This is a genomic window from Klenkia terrae (assembly GCF_037083865.1).
In the GTDB taxonomy this organism is placed as follows: Bacteria; Actinomycetota; Actinomycetes; order Mycobacteriales; family Geodermatophilaceae; genus Klenkia; species Klenkia terrae.
The window spans coordinates 1-20793 of the sequence record NZ_JBAPLV010000015.1 but is presented as its reverse complement, the minus strand read 5'-3'; the positions used below and the strand labels follow the sequence as shown (position 1 = coordinate 20793).

The window sequence follows — 20793 nt, the reverse complement described above, 5'->3', positions numbered from 1 at the left end:
ACGCGGTGCCCCTGCAGCACCATCGGCCTGACCAGGGCCCGGTGGAGGGCTCCGGCCCCGCCCTCACCCCGAGGGAGGAGGGCTCGTGGTCGGTCAGAGCCGGGGCAGGTGGTGGGCCAGGTCGGGGTGCGGACCCAGCGGCTCCGCCGGGACGACGGTCTCGGCCTCGTCGAAGAAGGTCCCCAGCGGGAGGCCCCACCGGGCGCTGCGGCGCAGGGCCCGGGTCGCGGCCACCGTCACGCCGACGTCGCCGACCCGGCCGGTCAACCGCCCCGGCCCACCCGGGCGCACCCGGTCGAGCAGCTCCGCAAGCCCGCCCGGTGCCCACCGCACCGGTCCGTCGAGGATGACCTGGCTGCGGGCCCGCGCGAGGACCGACGCGGACGGCTCCCCCGCGTGCACCCTCGGGTCGCCGTCCAGCAGGTCGGGGTCCACGCCCCACACCTGCAGGTCCACCCCCGCCGCCAGCAGCGACCGGACCCCCAGGACCGTCGCGTCGTCGTCGGCGCCGGGCGCCATCCGCGCGACGACGGCCGGGTACCGCCACCAGCCGCCCACCCCGCGGGCCGCCGGGTCGGGCAGCAGCCGGGCCAGCGACCGGGTCTCGGCGTTCTTCTCCCGGCGGGCGGCCACCGGGTCGTCCCCGCGCAGCCCCCAGTCCGGGCCGTCGTGCCAGGCCACCGCCCGCTCGCGGTGGGCCAGCACCGCGCCGGCGGTGAACAGCCGGTGGGCGAGCTCCCAGTCCTCGCCGCCGTAGCCGCCGAAGGTCTCGTCGAACCCGCCGACCTCCTCGAAGAGCGCCCGCGTCGTCCCCATGACCGCGCTGATCACGAACCGGTAGGAGCGGTCGTCGGCGTCCAGCAGCGACCCGGACTCCCGCAGCCAGGCCGGCTCGGTCAGCTCCTCGGGTGCCGGACCGCCGACGAACCAGGCCCGCAGCCGGTCCGGCGTCCACCCGGTCAGGTCGGCGTGCCGGCGACGGCCGGTGACCAGTGCGTCGGGCAGCAGCGCGGGCAGCGCCGAGAGCTCCTCGACGTAGGTCTGCTCGGGCACCGTGTCGCCGTCGACGAACAGCAGCACCTCGCCGTCGGCCGCCCGGGCGCCCAGGTTGCGCGCGGCCGCGGCGCGGAACCCGCGGTCCTCCTGGCGGACGACGACCACGCCGGCCGGGACCACCGGCGGCTCCGGCGACCCGTCGTCGGCCACCACCACCTGCAGCCGGCTCGCCGGGTGGGTCTGCAGCGCCAGCCCGGCCAGCACCAGGTCCAGCTGCGCCTGCGCCCGGTAGTGCGGCACCACCACCGACACCGTCGGCGGCTCCGCCGGTCGGGCGTCGGCGAGGGACGACCAGTCGTTCCCGCGCACGGTCACGCGGCCCTGACCGCCGTCCAGACCGCGCGGTAGGCGGCCACCGTCTCCGGCATGGACGGACCCACCGGCGTCCCCGGGTCCAGCCAGGTCCGCGCCGGGTCGGCCAGCGCCGCGGCGAGTGCGGGCGCCAGCTCGTCGTAGAGCCACAACGTCCCGGGGGACCGCTGCGCCACCTCGCGGGTGTAGGCCACGTCGGGCACCAGCGGACGCCGTCCGGCCGCCAGCCAGGAGCCGATCGACCCCGACGCCGACACGTGCCGGTGCGGCGCCAGCGGCACCGACGCCGCCCGCAGCTGGGCCGGCAGCTCGGCGTCGGGCACGTACCCGGTGACCGTGAGGGGCCCCAGCTCCGCGAGCGAGGCGACCAGGTCCTCGTGCCCGTCCGACGGCTTCCCCAGCGCGGTCAGCCCCGTCCCCGGCGGCAGCGCGCGCAGCGCCTCCTCGTGGCCCTTCCCCGGGTACAGGAAGCCGAGCACGACCACCTGGCCGTCCGGCGGCGGCACCGGCCCCGGGGGCAGCGGCTGCACCGGCAACGGCACGACCGTCGGGACGACGTCGGCGAACGCCCGCAGCCGGGCGGCCTCGTGCTCGCTGTTCACCACGACCGCGGCGCAGGCGCCCACGACCGCCGCGTAGGCCGCCGCCCGCCGCCGCTGCAGCACGGACCCGTCGTGCGGCGGGACGTCGTGCAGGGTCACCACCACCGGCCGGCCCATCGCGACGGCCCGGGCCACGAACGCCTCCGCCGAGGTCTCGGCGGTGTGCCCGAACAGCCGGTCGGTGTAGTGCACGTGCACCACGTCGGCGTCCCCGCGCGGTCCGCCGTCGGCCTCGGCGAGCTCCCGGGCGTACCGGACGACGCCGTGCTCTGCCGGGCCGACCAGCAGGTGCTCGACCCGCACGCGGGTGCCCTCAGGTCCGGGCATGGTGGTCGGCGGCGACCCGGCCGTAGACGTGGTCGTGCACCCGGCGCAGCTGGGTCCGCTGCTCGGCCCGCCAGGCCGGGTCCGCCCGGGCCGGCCAGGGCCGGGTGACCGCGACGAGCACCGCGGCGGTCAGCGAGCCGGTGTCCAGCCCGCGCACCTCGTCGTTGCCGTAGAGCACCACGTCGTCCCACTGGTCGGCGTAGTGCCCGCAGGTGGGCGCCACGACCCGGGTGCCGACGTCCCGGCAGGCCTCCAGCCAGCCCGAGTGCGTGCCGAACCGGTGCGGCAGCACCGACACGGCCAGCGTCTGCAGGTAGGTGGTCAGCTCGTCGTCGGCGAACCGCCCGTGCACGACGAGCTCGTACTCCCCCGCGTCGGCGCCCTCGACCAGACCGGGCACCCGCAGACCCAGGTCGACGTCGTCGTGCACGTCGACCCGCAGCCGGCCGCCGGCCGACACCGCGCCCGACGCGGCCGCCCGGACGACGTCCAGCGGGTCGAGCAGGTTGGTCCGCAGCGACTTCAGGTGCACGCCGACCAGCCGCGGCTCCCGGCCGACGTCGGGCAGCGGGGTGACCAGCCCGGGGTGCGCGACGACGATGCAGGACCGGGAGAACCGCTCGGCGATCTCGTCGGCGGCGCCCTCGGTCAGGGTCAGCACGACCTCGGCGGCCCCCAGCAGCGCGGCCAGGTGCCGGTCGTGCCGCTCCCGGGTGGAGTGGTGCGGGTTGCGCAGGTCGTGCACTGTCACCACGAGCGCCACCCGGCTGCGGCGGACCGTCTCGGTCCAGGCCAGCATCTCGTCGGGGGTCAGCCCGTCGAAGCCGAAGTGCAGGTGCACCACGTCGACCTCGTCGGCGTGCGCGGCGAGGTAGGCGGGGTCCAGCCACGGGCTGGGCGCCCACGGCTCCCCGGGCGGCGGGGGCGGCCCGACCCGGACCACGTTCGCCGGCAGGACGGCGTCCAGGTAGGGGTGGGCGTAGGGCACGGTGGCGACGCGGATCACGCGGCCACCCACCCGTCGGCGGTGCGCCGGACCAGGCCGCGGTCGGCGAACGCCTCGAGCCAGCCCTGCATCGGCCACCAGCCCCAGCGGTCGGCGAAGACCCGACCGTTGACCAGGACGTCGTCCAGGTGCTCGACCGGGGGGCGGGACACCGCGTGGTGCTGGTGGAAGGCCCCCGCGCCCCCCACCCAGCGCAGCGGGACCCCGGCGGCGTGGGCGGTCTCGGCGAAGTCGGTGTCCTCGCCGCCGTAGCCGGCGTACTCCTCGCAGAAGCCGCCCAGCCGGGTCCAGGTGGCGCCCGTCAGCGCGAACGACAGCGACCAGAACAGCCGGTGGTCCTCGGCCACGAGCACTTCGCCGTCGGCGGGGACCGGGCGGGCCGGGTGCGGGTCGGCCAGCGTGTGCAGGGTCGCCAGGTCGTAGTCGGCGGCGGCCGGCAGGTAGGTCACGGGGCCCGAGTCCAGCACGTCGTCCTGTGCGGCCGCGGCGTACCGGGCCACCAGGTCCGGGCCGGGGATGCAGTCCACGTCGAGGAAGACCAGGAGCTCGGCACCGCCGGCCAGCGCGGCGTCCGCGCCGGCGTTGCGGGCGGCGGCCAGCGGCAGCCGGGCGCCGGCGGGGACGTCGAGGACCCGCGCGGCGGTGCCGACCACCGCGCGCACCTGCGCGTCGCCCATCGCCACCACCACGTGGTCGTCGGCCGGCCGGGTCTGCCGGGCCAGCCCGGCCAGCTGGCGGGTCAGGTGCGCATGACGGCCGTGGACGACGGTGACCACCGCCGTCCTCACGTGCGGGCCACCGCGGCGATCTCGGCGGCGGCCCGGCGCGCGGCGTCGCCGGAGGACCAGCGCGCCCAGCCGTCGCCGCCCAGCGCCCGGGCCTGCTCGAGCAGCCGCGGCCAGGCCGAGGCCTCGGGCCAGCGGGGCAGCCCGACGGCGATGCCCGAGCGGTGCAGCGCGTCGGTGCTGCGGTGCTGCTCGCGGAAGGGCCGCTCCTGCGCCACGACCACGGCCGGACGGCGGGCCGCGGCCACCTCGGCCAGGGCGTTCTGCCCGGCGTGGGTGACCACCACGTCGGCGGCCGACAGCACCGGCCACGGGTCGGCGGACCAGCCGCCGGGGCCGCCGAGCACCGTCCAGGTCAGCCCGGGGGTGACCGCGCGCAGTGCCGCGACGTCGGCCTCGGTGACCGCGTTGCCACCGCTGCCGGCGAGCAGCACGGCCGTGCCCGGTGCGGGGTCGGCCGGCGGGCGGGCGTCGAACCGGGAGACGGCGCCGACGTGCACGACCCGGTCGCCCAGCCGGGCCAGCCACGGCGGGTCGAGCACGTCCTGCGGCCAGAAGGCCAGCACCCGGTCGGCGACGGTGTAGCCGGTGGTGTGCGGGGCGTCGGTGCGGTCCCCGGGCATGGCGGTGACCACCACGGGCACGCCCATCAGCCGCAGGAAGACGCTGACCTCGACCGACACGTCGACGACGACGGCCGAGGGCCGTGCCTCGTCGACCCAGGCGGCCAGCCGGGCCATCCGCTCGCGCATGCCGTCGTGCCCGCGCGGGGCCCAGTGCAGCGCCCCGCCGGCGGTGACCTCCTCGACCGGGTGCCCCGCGTCGTCGGCGAGGGACACCCACCCGGCGAACGGCGCCCCCGGGTCCGGCAGGGACGACAACCCCGTGACCGGGAGGTCGAGCTCCGCGGCGACGGCGGCCGCCCGGTGCAGGTGACCCCGGCCCTGGTGGTGGACGTACCAACCGATCACGGGGTCCTCCTCAGGCAGTTGCCACCGCCGGCACGGCCAGCGACTCGTAGAGCTGCTCGTACCGGTCGACCATGGTCTCTACCGAGCAGTGTGCCCGCGCCCGCTCCCGGGCAGCTGTGCGCGAGAGCTGCTCGGCCTGCGGGATGGCCTCGGCCAGCGCGGCGACGTCGCCGGCGGGGACCAGCCGCCCGCACGCGGGGGTCAGCACCTCCGGGATGCCGCCCCGGGCGAAGGCGACGACCGGCGTGCCGCAGGCCAGCGCCTCGGCGACCACCAGGCCGTAGGGCTCGTCCCAGCACGGGGTCACCAGGGCGACCGACGCCTGCCCGACGGCCCGGGCGAGCTCGGGGTGGCCCAGGTGCCCGAGGTGGGTGACCCCGCGGCCGAGGAAGGGGGCGATGGTCCGCTCGAAGTAGCCGCGGTCGACCACGGGACCGGCGATCTGCAGCTCGCGACCGGCGGCCAGCGCCGCCTGCACGGCCAGGTGGGTGCCCTTCTCCGGCACGATCCGCCCCGACCAGATCAGCGGGCCCCCGCCGGGACCGGCCGTCCAGCGGTCCAGGTCCACGCCGTTGGGCACCACGCCGACCTGCTGGCGGACGCCCGCGGCGGTGCGCCAGGCGGCGGCGGTGTGCTCGCTGACCGCCACCAGGTGCGCCGGGGTCGGACCGCCGCTCTGCAGCGCGGACTCCAGCCACGGGGTGGGCGGGCAGTGCAGCGTGGACACCATCGGCACCTGCAGCGCGGGCGCCATGGCCAGCGGCAGGTAGTGCAGCGCGTGGTTGTGCACCAGGTCGAAGTCGTGGGCCCGCCGGCCGGTGAGCTCGAGCATGAGGGACAGGTAGGCGTGGTGGTCCTCGAGGAACACCTCGGGCGCCATGCTCACGTCGGCCCGGGCGGCCGGGCTGATCTCCAGGCGCCGCACGGCCAGGTGCTCGACGGGCAGCGCGGGGTCGGTGCCCGGACCGGCGAAGAGGGTCACGTCGTGCCCGCGGGCGACCAGCGAACGGGTGAGCTGCCAGACGTGGGACTCCAGCCCGCCGGCGAACGGCTCGGCGATCGGGTACCGGCTGGAGGCGATCAGCGCGATGCGCAGCGGTCGCCCGGACTCGACCCCGTGCTCGAGCCGGTCGGGCCGGGTCGCCGGGACGGCGTGCAGGCGACCGCGGCGGGACAGCGGCGCGCGGTGCGCGCCCGGGGCGCGGGAGGGCGGGGCGGGGGTGTCGGGCACGGGTGAGCAGCACCTCCTGGGCGCGGGCGCCCAGGCCGGACGGAGATCCGGGAGGGCGCGAAGGGGGACGGCGGCCCGCCACCCCGCTTCATGAGGCGCGGCCACGGTTGCGGCGACCCCCCGGCCGGCGCCCGTGCCACGTGGGCCGAACTTCCACCGATCTTCACAGACCCCCCGCCCCCCCGCACCTCGACCTCCCCTGCGGTGGGGCAGGTCACCCCCCGGAAACCAGCGGAACCGCGGTTTCCGGGGCCCCCCTCACCACGACGGGTGATCACGAGCGGGCGGGATGTCACCGGGGTTCGATAGCGTCCCCGGCGCAGGGAACGGGGCGGTCCGCCCCCGTCCGGCGACGAGGAGGACACGTGACCGAGCGCGGCGACGGAGCGGGGCAGGCCGGCTCCGGCGGCTGGTCGGGCTGGGGCAACGCGTCGGGCTCCACCCCACCGGGCGGTGGCTGGCCCGGTCAGCAGCAGCCGCCGCAGTCCCCGCAGCAGCCCCCCTCGCAGCAGCCCCAGCCCTACGGCCAGCAGCCCCCGCCCCCGCCGCCGCCGGGGCAGCCGCGCTGGGACGGCCGGCAGGAGACCGAGCAGCTCGGCGCGACGCCGGCCGGCCCCCCGCCGCCGGCCTACGGCGGCCAGCCCTACGGCCGGCCGACCCCACCCGCTCAGCCCCCCGGTGCGTGGAACCCCGCCGGTGGTCCCCCGCCGTGGGCCGTGCAGCCCTCCAAGCGCAGCCGGAAGAAGCCGCTGCTGATCGGCGGCGCGGTGCTCGTGGTCCTCCTGCTGGTCGCCGGCGGGCTGTTCTTCTTCCTGCGCGGCGACGACTTCAGCTACGCCGGGCGCACCGTGGTCGAGCCCCAGCAGGTGATCGACGACGCCGAGGCGAAGCTCGACTCCTACGCCGAGGGCCGGGGCGGGGTGACCAGCGACGACAGCGGCTGCTGGTTCCGCTACCTGGACGCCGACACCTCCGACGTGCAGGACGACCTGGTGTGCGGCCCGGTCCTGTTCGTCGACGGCGACCCCACCGCCACCTACCTCCTCTTCGCGCTCACGCCGTCGGCCGGCGACGGCGACGTCACCTTCGAGGTGGCCGCCGAGCCCACCGACCCGCAGCCGCAGGAGCTCACCGACCGCGAGCTGCTGGCCAGCCCCGACGGGGACACCCCGCCCGACGGCGCCGGTGACCTCGAGGTGCCCCAGCCCCCGCCGGCCGAGGCCGGCTACACCGCCGAGGGCCCATTCGACGACGTGGAGCTGACCGCGCCCGAGGGTCCGGCCACCCTGTCCGGCGCCTCGGCGCGGGTGACGATCACCGGGTTGGCGCAGGCCGACCGGGTCGGCACCGGAGACGACGCCCGCTCCCCCGCCGACGGCGAGGTGTTCCGGGTCGTCGAGTACGTCGTGGACCGCGGCGAGGGGTACGCCAGCGACGCCCCGACCCTGTCCTACGTCGTCGACGGCGGCGAGACCGTCCCGGTCGACTCCTCGGTGGTCACCCCCGGGGCGACGGTCGAGGCCCTGGTGTCCGCCCCCGAGGACGCCGACGTCCAGCTGGTGGTCGTGGACGGTGTGGACACCCAGAGCCTGTCGATGGTCGACGGCTCCCCCGGCCCGGACAACCTGCAGGTGACCACCCGGGTCAACCGGACCGCCGACGCCATCCCGGCACAGCAGATCCCGGGCGTGATCAGCGCACCTGGCCGGGTGACCACGCCGTTCACCTTCACGGTGACCATCCAGAGCGCGACCCTGAGCTGGTTCGCCGGCACCAACGTGACCGCCCGCCCCTCGGGGCCGGACCGCGCCTGGCTGGTGATCGACACCGACCTGGTGGCCGACACCTTCAGCGCCGGGGAGGGTCCCTCGCAGTACTTCACCCTCACGCTGCCCGACGGCACCGTGGTGGCGGCCCAGGACATCGTCGACGACCCCGCCCTGGTGGGCACCGCGTTCGACGTCCCCGCCGACTTCACCGCCGGCACGATCACCTTCGGCGGGGTCTTCACCTACCCCGACACGGCGACCGTGGACTTCCAGCCCGGCACCCTGTCGTTCCCGGTCACCGTCGCGGCCGGCTGACCCGGCGTCGCACGGTGACCGGCCGGGCCGGTCACCGTGCGGCTGCGGGGCTCAGCCCCGCAGCTCGGCCAGGATCGGCTTGGCGACGGCGAGGGCGTGGTTGGCGGCGGGCACCCCGGCGTAGACGGCCGTGTGCAGGCAGACCTCGGCGATCTCCTCGTCGGTGAGCCCGTTGTGCACCGCGGCCTTCACGTGCAGCGCGAACTCGTCCCAGTGCCGCAGCGACGCGGTGATCGCGAGGGTCAGCATCGAGCGGGTGCGCCGGTCCAGGCCGGGCCGCTGCCAGAGGTCGCCCCAGGCGACCCGGGTGATGAAGTCCTGGAAGTCGGCGGTCAGCGGGGTCACCGCGGCCACCGCGCGGTCGACGTGCGCGTCGCCCAGCACCTCCCGCCGGGTGCGCATCCCGGCCGCGCGGCGCTCGTCGTCGGTCGTCGGGCCGGTGGTCGGGGTGCCGGCCGGGTCGGTCATGCCGCACCGCCCAGGTGGGCCAGCAGCGCGTCGGTGACGTGCTGGGGCTGCTCGATGTTCGCGATGTGCGCGGCCGGCGCGACGGTCAGCAGGGCCGCGCCGCGGATCCCGGCGGCGATGGCCTGCTGGTGCTCCGGCGGCAGCGCCGGGTCGTCGGCCCCGCTGATCACCAGGGTGGGCGCGGTGATCGCGTCGAGCTGGTCGCGCAGGTCCAGCGCACCCACGGCGGCGCAGCAGCTGGCGTAGCCCTCGTCGTCGCTCGCGGTGATGGTCTCCCGCATCCGGGCGACGAGCTCGGGGTTCGCCTCGGCGAAGGCCGGGGTGAACCAGCGGCCCACCACCGCCTCGGCCAGCGCGCCGGTGCCCTGGGTGCGGGCGGTCGCGGCGCGGTCGCGCCAGGCGTCGGGGTTGCCCGGGTACGCCGAGCTGCACAGCACCACCAGGCGGTCCACCCGCTCGGGGTTGCGGGCGGCCAGCCGCAGGCCGGTCATGCCGCCGATGGACAGCCCGACGACGTGCGCCTGGGGGATCCGCAGCCGGTCCAGCAGCGCCAGCACGTCGTCGGCCAGGTCGTCGACGGTGGAGTCACCCTCCGGCGACGGCGACCGGCCGTGCCCTCGGGTGTCGTAGCGGACCACCCGGAAGCGCTCGGCGAGGGCGGCGACCTGCGGCTCCCACATCTCCAGGGTCGCGCCCAGGGAGTTGGACAGCAGCACGACGGGGGCGCCCTCGGGGCCCTCCACCACGGCGTGGACGTCGATCGGGGGCACGGGCTCTCCTCAGCTGCGGGTGATGGTGTGCTCGGCGAGGGCGGCGTCCACCTGGGCGCCGGCCTCCCCGACGTCCGGGGTGGTCGCGGCGACCAGGGCGGCGACGTCGACGTCGGTGCGCTCGGCGACGACGTCGGCCAGCGACCGACCCTCCCGGGCAGCCTGCCGCACGGCCTCCGCGGCCGCGTCGTGGGCGGGGCCGCGACCCAGCGACCCGGTGAGCGCGTCGGCCAGCGCACCGGCCAGCTGCGCGCCGCCCGCGGCCTCGACGACGGCGGCCATGCGCGCAGTGTCCAGCCGCAGGCCGCCCAGGCAGTCGGCCAGCCAGGCGGCCGCCGAGCCCACGGTGGACAGCAGCTCCGACAGCGTGGGCCACTCGCTGTGCCAGGCCCCGGCCGACCGCTCGTGCTCCTGCTCCATCGCGCCGAGCAGCGTGCCGACCAGGCCGGGGGCCCGCCGGGCGCACGCCCGCGCGGAGACGGCGGCCACCGGGTTGCGCTTGTGCGGCATCGCCGACGACCCGCCGCGCCCCTCCCCGGACTCCGCGGCCTCGGCCACCTCCGTCTGGGCCAGCAGGACGACGTCCAGCGCGACGGTGGCCACCACGCCGGCGGCGGTCCCCAGCGCGCCGGCGAGGTCGGCGACCGGCAGCCGGACGGTGAACCACGGGACGGCGGTCGTGGTCAGCCCCAGCTCGTCGGCCAGCGCGGCCCGCACGTCGAGGCCGGAGCCCGAGCTGGCGGCCAGCGTGCCGACCGCCCCGCCGTACTGCACGGGCAACGAGGCGTCCACGGCGGCCAGCCGGGCGCGGGCGCCGACCAGGCCGGTCAGCCACGCGGCGGCCTTGAGCCCGGCGGTGGTGGGCAGCGCCTGCTGCAGCAGCGTCCTGCCGATGGTCACGTCGTCCCGGTGGTCGGCGGCCAACCGGGCCGCGGCCTGCGCGGCGGCGGCCAGGTCGGCGTCGATCGCGGCGATCGCCCGCCGGGCCACCAGCACCATCGCGGTGTCCACGACGTCCTGGCTGGTGGCGCCCACGTGCACGGCACCCGCGGCGTGCGGGCCGACCGCCTCGCCGAGGACCCGGACCAGCGGGGGCACCGGGTTGCCGGCGTCGGCCGCCCGGGCGATGACCGTGGCGATGTCGAGCGCGCCGGGCTGCGCGGCGACCCGGGTGACCTCGGCGGCGGCGGTCTCGGCGACCAGCCCGCAGCGGGCGGCCGCGCGGGCCAGTGCCGCCTCGACGTCGAGCATCGCCTGCAGCCAGGCGTCCCCGGTGACCGCAGCGGCAGCACCCCCGCGCGCGAACGTGCCGTCCCACAGTCCGGTCATGCCGTCATCCTCACACCGCGAAGAAGACGGTCTCGCTGTCGCCCTGCAGGTGGATGTCCAGCCGGTAGCCGTCGTCGGTGGGCTGCGCGACCAGCGTGGCCCGCTGCTCGGGCGACAGCCCCACCAGCACCGGGTCGGTCCCCAGGTCGTCGTCGGCGAAGTAGACCCGGGTGACCACGCGGTCCAGCAGACCGCGGGCGAAGACCGAGACGTCGACGTGCGGGGCCTGCAGCCCGCCCTCGCCGTCGGGCACCGGGCCCGGCTTGAGCGTGCGGACGGCGTACTCCCCGCCCGGTGTCGCCGACCGGGCGAACCCGCGGAACCCGGGGGTGGACGACGACCCACGCGGGTCGTCGGCGTGGGCGAAGCGGCCGTCGGGGTCGGCCTGCCAGGTCTCCACCATCGCGTCGGGGACCACGTCGCCGTTGCCGTCGAACACCGTGCCGCGCAGCCAGATCTCCCCGGTCGTCCCGGGGGTGACCGCGTCGGCGCCGTCCGGCCAGGTCAGGCCGATGGCCAGGTACGGGCCCACCGTGGCGCTGGGCGTGGTGCGCAGCAGCAGCGGCTCGTCGAGGAAGCCGGACCCGCGGCGGGGGGTGCCCGGGCGCCGGTCGTTGGACTCGTCGGCGTCGCGGACCAGCGGTGAGTCGTGCTCGAACGCCATCAGGGAAGTCCTCTCGTCGTCACCGCTGCGGCGACGCCTGCACCGGGCCTGCGTCCGCGTCCAGCCGAGTCGCTCACGCGACGTACCCGTCGTCGTCGGTCTCGAAGGGTGTCTGCTCGGTGCCGCGCAGCACGATGTCCCACCGGTAGGCCAGCGCCCAGTCCGGCTGGGTGCGGGACAGGTCGAAGGTGGCGATCGCCCGGTCGCGGGCGGTCGGCGGGATGGCGTTGAAGATCGGGTCCTGGCCGAACAGGGGGTCGCCCGGGAAGTACATCTGGGTGACCAGCCGCTGGGTGAAGGCCCGGCCGAACAGCGAGAAGTGGATGTGCGCCGGCCGCCAGGCGTTGTGGTGGTTGCCCCACGGGTAGGCGCCGGGCTGGATGGTCGTGAACTCGTAGCGGCCCAGGGCGTCGGTGACCACCCGGCCCAGGCCGTCGAAGTGCGGGTCCAGCGGGGCGGGCCAGTTGTCCACCACGTGCCGGTAGCGCCCCGCGGCGTTGGCCTGCCAGATCTCCAGCAGGGCGTCGGGCACCGGCCGACCACCGCTGTCGAGCACCCGGCCGAACACGATGATCCGCTGGCCCAGCGCCTCGCCACCGGCCCGCAGCGTCAGGTCGGCGTCCCCGGCGGCCAGCCGGTCCTCGCCGAGCACCGGCCCGGTGATCTCGGTCAGCCGGTGCGGCAGGTCGACGGGGGTGCGCAGCGGCGCCCGCAGCCCGGTCGAGCGGTACGCGGGGTGCGCGACGGGGGTGCGCTGGTCGGCGGCCTCGCGCAGGTACGCGGGGACGACCAGCGGAGATGTGGTCCCGGTCATGCCCGGCAACGTACGACCTGCGCCGGATGTCTGGCACCCTGACCTTCCCGCTCAGTGGAAGAGGTGCGCATGGCCGGTGGCAGCGCCGCAGCAGGCCGGTCGGTGACCTCCCGCGCGCTGCGGGTCCTGGACGCCTTCGACGGCGACCACCCCCGGCTCAGCCTGTCCGAGATCGCCGACCGCAGCGGCACGCCGCTGACCACGGCGCACCGGTTGCTGGGCGAGCTCGCCGCCTGGGGGGCGCTGGTCCGGCGACCGGACGGCCGCTACGAGATCGGCCGCAAGCTCTGGGACCTGGGGCTGCTCGCGCCGGTGCAGGCCGAGCTCCGGCAGGTCGCCAGCCCGTTCCTGCTCGACGTGCACACCGCCACCCGGGACACCGTCCACCTGGCCGTCCGGGACGGGCCGACCGCGCTCTACGTCGACCGGGTGTCGGGCCGGGAGTCCGTCCCGGTGGTCAGCCAGGTGGGCAGCCGGTTGCCGCTGCACGCGGTCGGCGTGGGCAAGGTGCTGCTGGCCGCCGCCCCGGACGAGGTGGTGGAGCAGGTGCTGCGGTCGCTGGACCGGCAGACCCGGCACACCGTCGTCGAGCCCGCCCGGCTCGCCCGCGAGCTGGCCGAGGTCCGGCGCACCGGCTGGGCCCGGACGTCGGAGGAGATGAGCCTGGGCGCGGCGTCGGTCGCGGTCCCGGTCACCGTCGTCCGGGGGTCGGGCGGGCGCGCGGTGGTCGCCGCCGCGCTGGGCATCGTCGTCCCGACGCACCGGGCCGAGCGCGACCTGCCCCGGCTGGTGCCCGTCCTGGAGGTCGCGGCCCGCGGGATCGGCCGGGAGCTGGCCCGCACGGAGGAGTTCCGCTGACGCTTCCGGTCAGCGGGAACGAGGTGTCGCCGTGCCGACGTCACCGTGGTCACACTCCTGCCATGCGTACCCAGGTGGGGATCATCGGCGCCGGGCCGGCCGGACTGCTGCTCTCGCGGATGCTGGCCGTGCAGGGCATCGAGTCCGTGGTGCTGGAGAACCGGTCCCGCGACTACGTCGAGGCGCGGATCCGGGCCGGAATCCTCGAGCAGCACACCGTCGACACCCTGCGCGACGTCGGCATGGGCGCCCGGCTGGACCGCGAGGGCCTGGAGCACGACGGCATCTACCTGCAGTACCCGGGCACCCGGCACAAGCTGGACTTCCCCGAGCTGTGCGGGCGCAACGTGTGGATCTACGGCCAGTCCGAGGTGGTCAAGGACCTCATCGCCGCCCAGCTGGACGACGGCCCGCCGCTGCTGTTCGAGGTCACCGACGTGCAGCCCCGCGACGTGGACACCGACTCCCCCTCCATCGCCTTCACCGACGCCGACGGCGTGGCCCAGGTGCTCGAGTGCGACGTCGTCGCCGGGACCGACGGCTTCCACGGCGTCTCCCGGCCGATCGTCACCGCAGCGACCGACGGGAAGCTGTGGGAGCGCACCTACCCCTTCGCCTGGCTGGGCATCCTGGCCGACGTCGCCCCCAGCACCGACGACCTGATCTACGCCTGGCACCCCGACGGCTTCGCGATGCACTCGATGCGCTCGCCGTCGGTCTCGCGGCTGTACATCCAGGTCGACCCGACCGAGAAGATCGAGGACTGGTCCGACGACCGGATCTGGGAGGCGCTGGCCACCCGGATGGCGCTGCCGGGCTGGGAGCTGCAGACCGGGCCGGTGACCGAGAAGTCGATCCTGCCGATGCGGTCGTTCGTGTCCTCCCCGATGCGGCACGGCCGGCTGTTCCTGGCCGGGGACGCCGCGCACATCGTGCCGCCGACCGGCGCCAAGGGGCTGAACCTCGCCGTCGCCGACGTGACCCTGCTGGCCGCGGCGCTGGTCCGCCTGCTGGCCGAGAAGGAGACCGACCTGGTCGACGCCTACTCGGACAAGGCGCTGGCCCGGGTCTGGCGGTGCACCCACTTCTCGTGGTGGATGACCTCGATGCTGCACACCCACGGCGACGAGTTCGACGCCCAGCTGCAGCTCTCCCAGCTGCAGCGGGTCTGCACGTCGGAGGCGGCCGCCCGCGAGCTCGCCGAGATGTACACCGGGCTGCCCGTCGCCCTCTGAGGCTCACGCCCGGACGTCGACCCGCTCGGGCTCGGCCGCCGTCGCCCGGCCGGAGCCGGCCAGCGTGCCGAGGACGCCGACCACCGCGTAGGCGGCCATCACCCAGCACGCCTGGGCCACCCCGCTGCCGCCGAAGTAGACGATGCCCCGCACCGCGTCGGTGCCGGCGCCCGGCGGCAGCCACGGGCCGATCGCGGCCCAGAACGGGGGCAGCAGCGGCGCCGGGTAGGCCCCGCCGGCGCTGGGGTTGCCCAGGATCACGAACAGCACGATGGCCAGCCCGATGCCGACCAGACCGGTCCACACCTGCAGGGCCATGGTGAGCGCGCCGACGCCGAAGACGAGCAGCGCGCCGAACAGGGTGAGCGCCAGGGTGTGCCCGCCGTCCAGCGCGCCGAGCACCGGGCCGGCGATCAGCGCCCCGCCCAGGCCGCTGACCAGCGAGTAGACCGCCAGCGCGGCGAGCCGGGTGGCACCGCGCCCCCGGGTCAGCGGCCGGGAGCCGGCGCTGATCCCGATGATCGAGGCGACGAGGTAGCCGCCGACCACCCAGCCCACCGCGAGGTAGAACGCCGACAGGCCGCGGGCGTCGCCGTCCCCGGCCGGGATCGCGTCGGTGGTGGTGAGCGTGCGGGACTGCGCGCCCTCGACCTGGGTCAGCACCTGCTCCAGCGCGCTGCTCACCGCCCCGCCCTCCGCGCCGGCGACCAGCAGGGTGTCGGCGGTGCCGGTCCCCGGGAGGAACACGCCGTCGACGTCGCGGTCGGCCAGGGCCTGCCGGGCGGCGTCCTCGGTGTCGTAGGCGGTGGCGGCCACCGGGCTGCCGGTCAGCCCGTCGAGCTGGTCGACCAGGGAGTCCGCGGTGCCGGCCGGCGCCCCGGCGGGCGCGACCACGGCCAGCGGCACGTCGCGCGGGACCGGGGAGTGGAAGGCGCCGACGTAGCTGAGCACGAAGCCCAGCTGCAGCAGCAGGACGCCGACCACCAGGACGGCGGCCCGCCGGGTGACCCCGGGCAGAAGTTCGCGGCGGGGCGCCTCGTGGTGTCCGTGCTGGCTCATCGTCTCTCCCTCGATACCGGTGCGTATCCGATACGCACGAGTATGCTCTCCGCCGTGGACGACGCAAGACCAGACGACGTGACGGTGCGCACCCGGCCGCGCCGCGACGAGGTGCGTGCCCGGGTGCTCGCGGCGGCACGCACCGTCTTCGCCGAGCGCGGCTTCGCCGGCGCCAGCACCGACCAGGTGGCCGCGGCCGCGGGCTTCACCAAGGGCGCCGTCTACTCGAACTTCGGCAGCAAGGACGACCTGTTCCTCGCGCTGATGGACGCTGAGGTCACCGCCCGGGTCGTCGCCGTGGAGCACGCGCTGGCCGGCACCGCCGACCTGGCCGGGGCGCTGGCCGCGGTGGGCGGTGAGCTGTCCCGCCGCGACCCCGGCTGGCAGCTGCTCTACCTGGAGTTCTGGCAGCGGGCCGTGCGCGACGTCGACGCCCGGGCCGCCTTCGTCGCCTCCCGGCGGGACCTGCGGTCGCGGGTGGCCGGGGTGGTCGAGCAGTTCCTCGCCGACCACCCGGTGCGCACCGGGTGGGACGCCGAGGGCCTCACCCTGGTGCTGATCGCGCTGACCAACGGACTGGCCCTGGAGGCCCTGCCCGACCCGGACGCGGTGCCCGCCGACGTGCTGCCGCGGGTGCTCGCCGACCTGCTCGACGGCGACCCCGGCCGGTGAGCAGGAGGCGGCTGGGACGGGTGGGACCAGGATTGGCACACTCTCCGCAGCCGTCCGGTGATGTTCGGTGACATCTGTCGGGGCGACGGACCGGTCGGTCACCTAGCGTCGACACCATGATGTCGACGCTCCTGATCATCGGTGGTGTGCTCCTGGCACTCGTCGGGCTGCTCGCGCTGATCGTCAAGCTGAGCGCCCGTCCCGCCGACCGCCGTGGCTCCACGACGGCGTCGCGCACCCCCTCCTGGGTGGTCGACACCGGGCAGAAGCACCCCGGCGCCTGGGAGCCGCTGTCCAACACCAGCACCCAGATCCGCGCCACCCGCTGAGCCCGGCGCGCGGGACCGGGTCGCGGGAGGGTCAGCCGGCGCCCCGCCGCGCCAGCTCGTGCCGGGCGGCATCGCGGCGCGCCCGGGCCACCTGCAGGCCCTGCTCGATGGCCGACCGGTCCCAGCTCTCGGGCAGCGGGCTCATCGCCCGGCCGTGCCGGCGCAGCACCGGCACCCGCGGGCGGCCGGCCGGGACCAGCTCGAGCAGCCGCTCGGCGGCGAGCACCCCGGCGTCCGCCGCGAACGCGTGCCGCGCCAGCTCCGGACCGTCGAGGCCGGCCGGGTCCGCGGCGGTGGCGTCGGCAGCGGCCCAGGTCAGGAACAGCCAGTCGGCCCCGCCGAGGCCGGTCCCCCCGCCCGCCGGGGCCAGGCGCGCCAGGGTCGGCACGGGCTGCCCGCACGTCGGGCACCGCCACGACAGCTGCCACCCCTCCCCGCTCGCGTCGGCGACCGGCTGCAGCACGTGCCGGACCAGCGGGGGCGTGGTCGGGCACCGGAGCACCTGCCCGCCCGGGTGCTGGCGCGCGGCGCACAGCAGCTGGGCCTCGAGCTCGTCGGCCACCGCGGTGCCGTGCCGCAGGGCCACCCGCTGCGGCCACGCCCGGGCGGCGGGCAGCCGCAGCAGCACCCACGGCAGCCAGAGGTAGGCCACCACGACGTAGGGCAGGACCGCCGTCCACGGCGCCGGCCGGTCGTCACCCAGCAGCATCGCCACGAGCGCGGCGGTGTAGACCAGCAGCCCGACCACGCCGAGCCGGGCCAGGAAGAAGCCGTCGGCGTAGCTGCCGGTGTGCACGACCCGCTTGAGGCCGCGCCAGGCCAGCGCAGCCAGCAGGACGGGCACCCCGACGACCGGCACGAGCCCGACGACGCGGACGACGCCCCACAGGTCGCTGCCCAGCAGCTGGCCGGCGAGCAGCACGGCGAGGGCGAGCAGCGCCACCGGGGCCACGGCCAGCAGCGCCGCCGCCCCGAGCACCACGGCCGGGGGACGCACCTGCCGGACGCCGGCCAGCACCGCGCCGACCGGCGGCCCGAACCCGCGGGGCGGCCCGGCGCCCTGGACGGCCTTGGCCGACTCCATGAGCGGGGGCAACGGCCGGGACACGGCCCGAGGGTGCCACGCACGGGGACGACGACGGCCCGCCGGCGATAGGGTCGCCGGGATGTCCGCACCCGGTGTCACCCCGCCGCCGTCGTCCGCGGCCGACCTGCTGCTGCCGGTCGGCCACTCCCTGGGACTGGGCGACCAGGGCGCCGTCGAGGTCCGCCTCGGCGCCTCGGTCGAGGAGCTGCCCCTCGAGGAGTTCTCGCTGTGGGCGCTCGCGCACGGCGACCCCGACGGCGGCGACGAGCCGTGGGGCGCCGACCGGGTGCTGGCGGCCGCGGAGCAGGCCGGCCTGGCCGACGCCGGGACGCACCTGGACACCCTGGAGCAGCGCGGCCTGCTGGTGCGGGCCACCCCCGGCGAGGCCTCCGCCCGGGCCCTGGCCGACCGGGTCCGGCTGCTGCCGCTGGCGCTGGGCCTGGGCAACACCCGGGTGCAGCCGCAGGTCTACCGCCTGGGCCGGTCCGGGGAGGTGCTGGCGGTGGGCAGCTCCACCACCTACGACCTGGTCACCTGGGCGCACATGGAGACCAGCCTGTGGCGGGCCTGCGTCGCCTCCGGGGCGGTCGCGGCCCGGGCCGGGGCCACCGACCCCGGGCTCGTCGACCCGGACGAGCTGCTCACCGGCCTGCTCTCGACGCTGCACCCGCTGCTCAGCACCGGCACGGTGTGCCTGGACACCTGGGGGGTGGCGGCGTGACCCTGCTGCTGCGGGTCGGCCACGCCCTCGGCCCGTTCCACCCCGCACCCGGTGAGTCCGCCCGGCACCACGTCGTCCGCATCGGCTGGGAGACCCCGAAGCTGGTCGGCGAGGCCGAGCGGACGGCGTGGGAGCACGCCCTGGGGCACCCCGACCCCGGCACCGACCCCGCGGTGGTCGACGCCCTCGTCGCCCGCGGGCTGGTCGCCCGGGTGGACGACACCCGCGAGGCCCGGATCGCCTTCGCCCGCGCCCACCGGGTGCAGCCGCTGGGGATGGGCACGCTGGCCACCGAGGACGGCGGCCGGGTGCTCGGCACCTGGTCGCGCCCGTCGGCGACCACCGACCCCGAGGCCTTCGACATCTGGGCGTGGGCCCACCTGTTCCCCACCCTGGAGGCCGCGGCCGCCGGGCTGGCCGGGGCGTCGTCCGTCGCCGACACCGGTGGTCCCCAGCCGCCGACCGGGGACGCCGTGCTGGACCGGCTGCTGGACCGCCTGCCCGAGCTGCTGGCCGCCGAGCTGGTGTACCTCGACGTCCCCCGCGACGCCGTCGCCGAGCCGCGCCCGTGACCGCGACGCTGGTGCTCCCGCTCGGCCGGCAGCTCACCGTGCTCGACCTGTCCCCCACCGGCCACCCCGACCCGCGGTCCGCGCACGGGTACGTGCAGCTCGCCGGCCGCACGGTCGGCCTGTCCGGCGCCGCCCTCCACCTCTGGTCGGCCTGCCACGGCCGCAGCGACCGCCCGGGGCCGCAGGGACGGGACGACGCCGCGGCCCTCGCCGGCCAGTGGGGCCTGGACCCGGCGGACGTCGCCGACGGCTGGGCGGAGCTGGCCGCCGCGGGCGCCGTCGTGGACCTGGTGGACGACGCCGACGGCCGCCGCGCGTGGGCCCGGGCGCACACGATGCACCCGCTGGTGCCCGGTCTCGGCGAGGTGCCCGGGGAGTCCGGTCTGCACCAGCTCGGCCTGCCCGGCGAGCCGGAGCTGCCCCGGGTCCAGCTGGCCCGCGTGCTGCGCGACGTGTGCGCGTGGGGACCGCTGTTCGCCGACGTCTGGGCCGACGTCGACTGGCACGCCGCCGGGTACCGGGACGCCGGCGCCGCGGAGCCCCGCACGACCGATCCCGACCTGCTGCTCGCCGACCTGGTGGCCTCCCTGCCGGCGCTGCTGCTCGCCCGGGCCGCCCACCTCGACCCGGCCGTCGGGGGTGCGGCGTGAGCGCCGCCCCGCTGGTGCTGCCGGTGGGCTTCCGCCTGGGTGCCGAGACCCTGCCGCGACCGGTCCCCGGCTCGGTGCGGTTGGGCTGGCGGCGCCTGGGCCTGGACGCCGACGAGGCCCGGGTCTGGGACCTCGCGCACGGCGCGGTGGAGGACACCGACCACGGCCGGGACCTGCTGGTGGAGCGGGCAGCCGGCCTGGGGGTGGCCTCCCCGGCCGATGTCGTGGCCGGGTTGCTGGCGCGCTCGCTGCTGGTCGAGCTGCCCACGGGCGGACCCGACCTCGCCGCGGCCGCCGGGCGGCTGCGGGCCCGCCCGCTGCTGCTCGGGCTCGGCTCCGGCCGTGACGGCACCACCGGCCTGCTCGGCCTGCCCGGGTGGCCGGTGCTCGAGCTGCCCCGGTCCAGCGTGCGACGGTGGGAGGACACCGCCGCCTCGCCGGACCTGGTGGCCGCCGCCGAGCTCGCCGTGCTGCGGGAGTGGGACCGCGTCCACCCCGACGCCGACGCCGAATCCGCCCCGGTGCCGACCGCCGACGAGGTCGCCGGTGCGCTGGCCGACGTCGTCGCCGACCTGCCGGCCCTGCTCGCCCGCAGCTGCGGGTACCTCGACCTGGCCGACCCCGCGGCCTGACCCAGCGGCCCGGGGCGCTGCCCGTCAGCTCCCGGTGGGCACCCGGCGCAGTCGGCCCAGCAGGTCGGCCACCGGCCGCAGCCGGAGCGCGGCGGTGGCCGCGTCGGCCTCGGACTGATCCAGCTGCCGCGGGCCCCGGCCGGTGAGCAGCGCCGGGACGCCCACCAGGGAGACCGGCAGCTCGCTGAGCAATGACCGGGTCCCGGCGCGCTCCCCGACCACGACGGCGCCGGCCAGCCGGGCGGCCGGCGGGCGCAGGGCGGCCAGCGCCAGTCCGGCCGCTGCCAGCACGGCCGCGGGCACGCCCCACCAGAACGAGGCACCGGGGACGTCGGACAGCACGAGCACCGGGCGGTGCCCCGGCCCCGGGTCGACCCACCGGACCAGCAGGTCCGCCGGCGACCCGCCCGGCGCCACCACCGTCACGACCGCGGCGGTGGTGCGCCCCACGCCCCCGGGCCAGTCGTCGACGTCGACGACCGGCTGCTCCGCGCCGGCCACCGGCGGCGGCGCGTCGTCCGGGGCGGACCCGTACGGGGTGGGCCGCGGGGCGTAGGGC

The 20793-nt window shown here is 77.0% G+C and carries 23 protein-coding genes; 9 read left to right on the top strand and 14 right to left on the bottom strand.

Going from position 1 to position 20793, the window contains the following annotated elements:
* Positions 1-93 precede the first annotated feature (93 nt).
* The 6 genes from UXQ13_RS14145 to UXQ13_RS14120 are packed head-to-tail and all read right to left on the bottom strand — an operon-like array spanning position 94 to position 6290.
* Positions 94-1371 carry a glycosyltransferase gene (locus UXQ13_RS14145; protein WP_336392463.1) on the bottom strand — a complete coding sequence of 426 codons (1278 nt, stop codon included), beginning with the start codon at positions 1369-1371 and terminating at the stop codon, positions 94-96.
* Positions 1368-2297 carry a glycosyltransferase gene (locus tag UXQ13_RS14140; protein WP_225233116.1) on the bottom strand — a complete coding sequence of 310 codons (930 nt, stop codon included), beginning with the start codon at positions 2295-2297 and terminating at the stop codon, positions 1368-1370. The genes UXQ13_RS14145 and UXQ13_RS14140 overlap by 4 nt, the downstream gene beginning before the upstream one ends.
* Positions 2284-3303 (bottom strand): glycosyltransferase, encoded by a 1020-nt coding sequence (locus UXQ13_RS14135; protein WP_225233117.1) that lies wholly within the window; start codon positions 3301-3303, stop codon positions 2284-2286. The genes UXQ13_RS14140 and UXQ13_RS14135 overlap by 14 nt, the downstream gene beginning before the upstream one ends.
* Positions 3300-4091 carry a glycosyltransferase family 2 protein gene (locus UXQ13_RS14130; RefSeq protein ID WP_225233118.1) on the bottom strand — a complete coding sequence of 264 codons (792 nt, stop codon included), beginning with the start codon at positions 4089-4091 and terminating at the stop codon, positions 3300-3302. Before UXQ13_RS14130 ends, UXQ13_RS14135 begins: the two co-directional genes overlap by 4 nt.
* Complete coding sequence (locus tag UXQ13_RS14125) at positions 4088-5059, bottom strand: glycosyltransferase (RefSeq protein WP_336392462.1); 972 nt, start codon at positions 5057-5059, stop codon at positions 4088-4090. Before UXQ13_RS14125 ends, UXQ13_RS14130 begins: the two co-directional genes overlap by 4 nt.
* A 10-nt stretch (positions 5060-5069) precedes the next feature.
* Positions 5070-6290, bottom strand: a complete 1221-nt coding sequence (locus tag UXQ13_RS14120; RefSeq protein ID WP_336392461.1) for a glycosyltransferase — start codon at positions 6288-6290, stop codon at positions 5070-5072.
* 365 nt (positions 6291-6655) lie between these two features.
* On the opposite strand from UXQ13_RS14120, the gene UXQ13_RS14115 reads away from it, so the two are divergent.
* Positions 6656-8374 (top strand): hypothetical protein, encoded by a 1719-nt coding sequence (locus UXQ13_RS14115; protein WP_336392460.1) that lies wholly within the window; start codon positions 6656-6658, stop codon positions 8372-8374.
* A gap of 51 nt (positions 8375-8425) precedes the next feature.
* Here the strand turns inward: UXQ13_RS14115 and pcaC are convergent, their stop codons facing one another.
* The 5 genes from pcaC to pcaH all read right to left on the bottom strand — a co-directional run bounded on the left by pcaC (position 8426) and on the right by pcaH (position 12419).
* Positions 8426-8842: a 4-carboxymuconolactone decarboxylase gene (gene pcaC, locus UXQ13_RS14110; RefSeq protein ID WP_225233122.1), complete on the bottom strand. Its 417-nt coding sequence runs from the start codon at positions 8840-8842 to the stop codon at positions 8426-8428.
* Positions 8839-9612 (bottom strand): 3-oxoadipate enol-lactonase, encoded by a 774-nt coding sequence (gene pcaD / locus UXQ13_RS14105; protein WP_225233123.1) that lies wholly within the window; start codon positions 9610-9612, stop codon positions 8839-8841. Before pcaD ends, pcaC begins: the two co-directional genes overlap by 4 nt.
* A gap of 9 nt (positions 9613-9621) precedes the next feature.
* Positions 9622-10941: a lyase family protein gene (locus tag UXQ13_RS14100; protein ID WP_225233124.1), complete on the bottom strand. Its 1320-nt coding sequence runs from the start codon at positions 10939-10941 to the stop codon at positions 9622-9624.
* A 10-nt stretch (positions 10942-10951) separates the two neighbouring features.
* Positions 10952-11605, bottom strand: coding sequence for a protocatechuate 3,4-dioxygenase subunit alpha (gene pcaG / locus UXQ13_RS14095; RefSeq protein ID WP_225233125.1), 654 nt, complete (start codon positions 11603-11605; stop codon positions 10952-10954).
* Between the two features lie 73 nt (positions 11606-11678).
* A complete protein-coding gene (pcaH, locus tag UXQ13_RS14090; RefSeq protein WP_225233126.1) occupies positions 11679-12419 on the bottom strand; it encodes a protocatechuate 3,4-dioxygenase subunit beta in 741 nt (246 codons plus the stop codon).
* 69 nt (positions 12420-12488) lie between these two features.
* Here pcaH and UXQ13_RS14085 point away from each other — a divergent pair, with 69 nt between their 5' ends.
* Both UXQ13_RS14085 and UXQ13_RS14080 read left to right on the top strand, forming a co-directional pair.
* Entirely contained in the window at positions 12489-13277 is a 789-nt protein-coding gene (locus UXQ13_RS14085) for an IclR family transcriptional regulator (protein ID WP_225233127.1), read from the top strand.
* Between the two features lie 62 nt (positions 13278-13339).
* Entirely contained in the window at positions 13340-14512 is a 1173-nt protein-coding gene (locus UXQ13_RS14080; protein ID WP_225233128.1) for a 4-hydroxybenzoate 3-monooxygenase, read from the top strand.
* A 3-nt stretch (positions 14513-14515) separates the two neighbouring features.
* Here the strand turns inward: UXQ13_RS14080 and UXQ13_RS14075 are convergent, their stop codons facing one another.
* A complete protein-coding gene (locus UXQ13_RS14075; RefSeq protein ID WP_225233129.1) occupies positions 14516-15571 on the bottom strand; it encodes an ABC-2 transporter permease in 1056 nt (351 codons plus the stop codon).
* 54 nt (positions 15572-15625) lie between these two features.
* Between UXQ13_RS14075 and UXQ13_RS14070 the strand changes: the two genes are divergently transcribed.
* A complete protein-coding gene (locus UXQ13_RS14070) occupies positions 15626-16243 on the top strand; it encodes a TetR/AcrR family transcriptional regulator (RefSeq protein ID WP_336392459.1) in 618 nt (205 codons plus the stop codon).
* Between the two features lie 116 nt (positions 16244-16359).
* The gene (locus tag UXQ13_RS14065; protein ID WP_225233131.1) at positions 16360-16572 is read left to right on the top strand and encodes a hypothetical protein; all 213 of its coding nucleotides are present in this window, start codon (positions 16360-16362) and stop codon (positions 16570-16572) included.
* Between the two features lie 31 nt (positions 16573-16603).
* On the opposite strand, the gene UXQ13_RS14060 is transcribed toward UXQ13_RS14065, so the two are convergent.
* On the bottom strand, positions 16604-17680 hold the full coding sequence (locus tag UXQ13_RS14060) for a hypothetical protein (RefSeq protein ID WP_225233132.1): 1077 nt from the start codon (positions 17678-17680) through the stop codon (positions 16604-16606).
* 58 nt (positions 17681-17738) lie between these two features.
* Here UXQ13_RS14060 and UXQ13_RS14055 point away from each other — a divergent pair, with 58 nt between their 5' ends.
* The 4 genes from UXQ13_RS14055 to UXQ13_RS14040 are packed head-to-tail and all read left to right on the top strand — an operon-like array spanning position 17739 to position 20234.
* On the top strand, positions 17739-18380 hold the full coding sequence (locus UXQ13_RS14055; protein WP_225233133.1) for a hypothetical protein: 642 nt from the start codon (positions 17739-17741) through the stop codon (positions 18378-18380).
* Positions 18377-18952 carry a hypothetical protein gene (locus tag UXQ13_RS14050; protein ID WP_225233134.1) on the top strand — a complete coding sequence of 192 codons (576 nt, stop codon included), beginning with the start codon at positions 18377-18379 and terminating at the stop codon, positions 18950-18952. The genes UXQ13_RS14055 and UXQ13_RS14050 overlap by 4 nt, the downstream gene beginning before the upstream one ends.
* Positions 18949-19602 carry a hypothetical protein gene (locus UXQ13_RS14045; RefSeq protein WP_225233135.1) on the top strand — a complete coding sequence of 218 codons (654 nt, stop codon included), beginning with the start codon at positions 18949-18951 and terminating at the stop codon, positions 19600-19602. The genes UXQ13_RS14050 and UXQ13_RS14045 overlap by 4 nt, the downstream gene beginning before the upstream one ends.
* Positions 19599-20234 carry a hypothetical protein gene (locus UXQ13_RS14040; protein ID WP_225233136.1) on the top strand — a complete coding sequence of 212 codons (636 nt, stop codon included), beginning with the start codon at positions 19599-19601 and terminating at the stop codon, positions 20232-20234. Before UXQ13_RS14045 ends, UXQ13_RS14040 begins: the two co-directional genes overlap by 4 nt.
* A 24-nt stretch (positions 20235-20258) precedes the next feature.
* Here the strand turns inward: UXQ13_RS14040 and UXQ13_RS14035 are convergent.
* Positions 20259-20793 (bottom strand): hypothetical protein (locus UXQ13_RS14035; protein WP_336392458.1); only part of this gene is annotated, 535 nt, incomplete at its 5' end.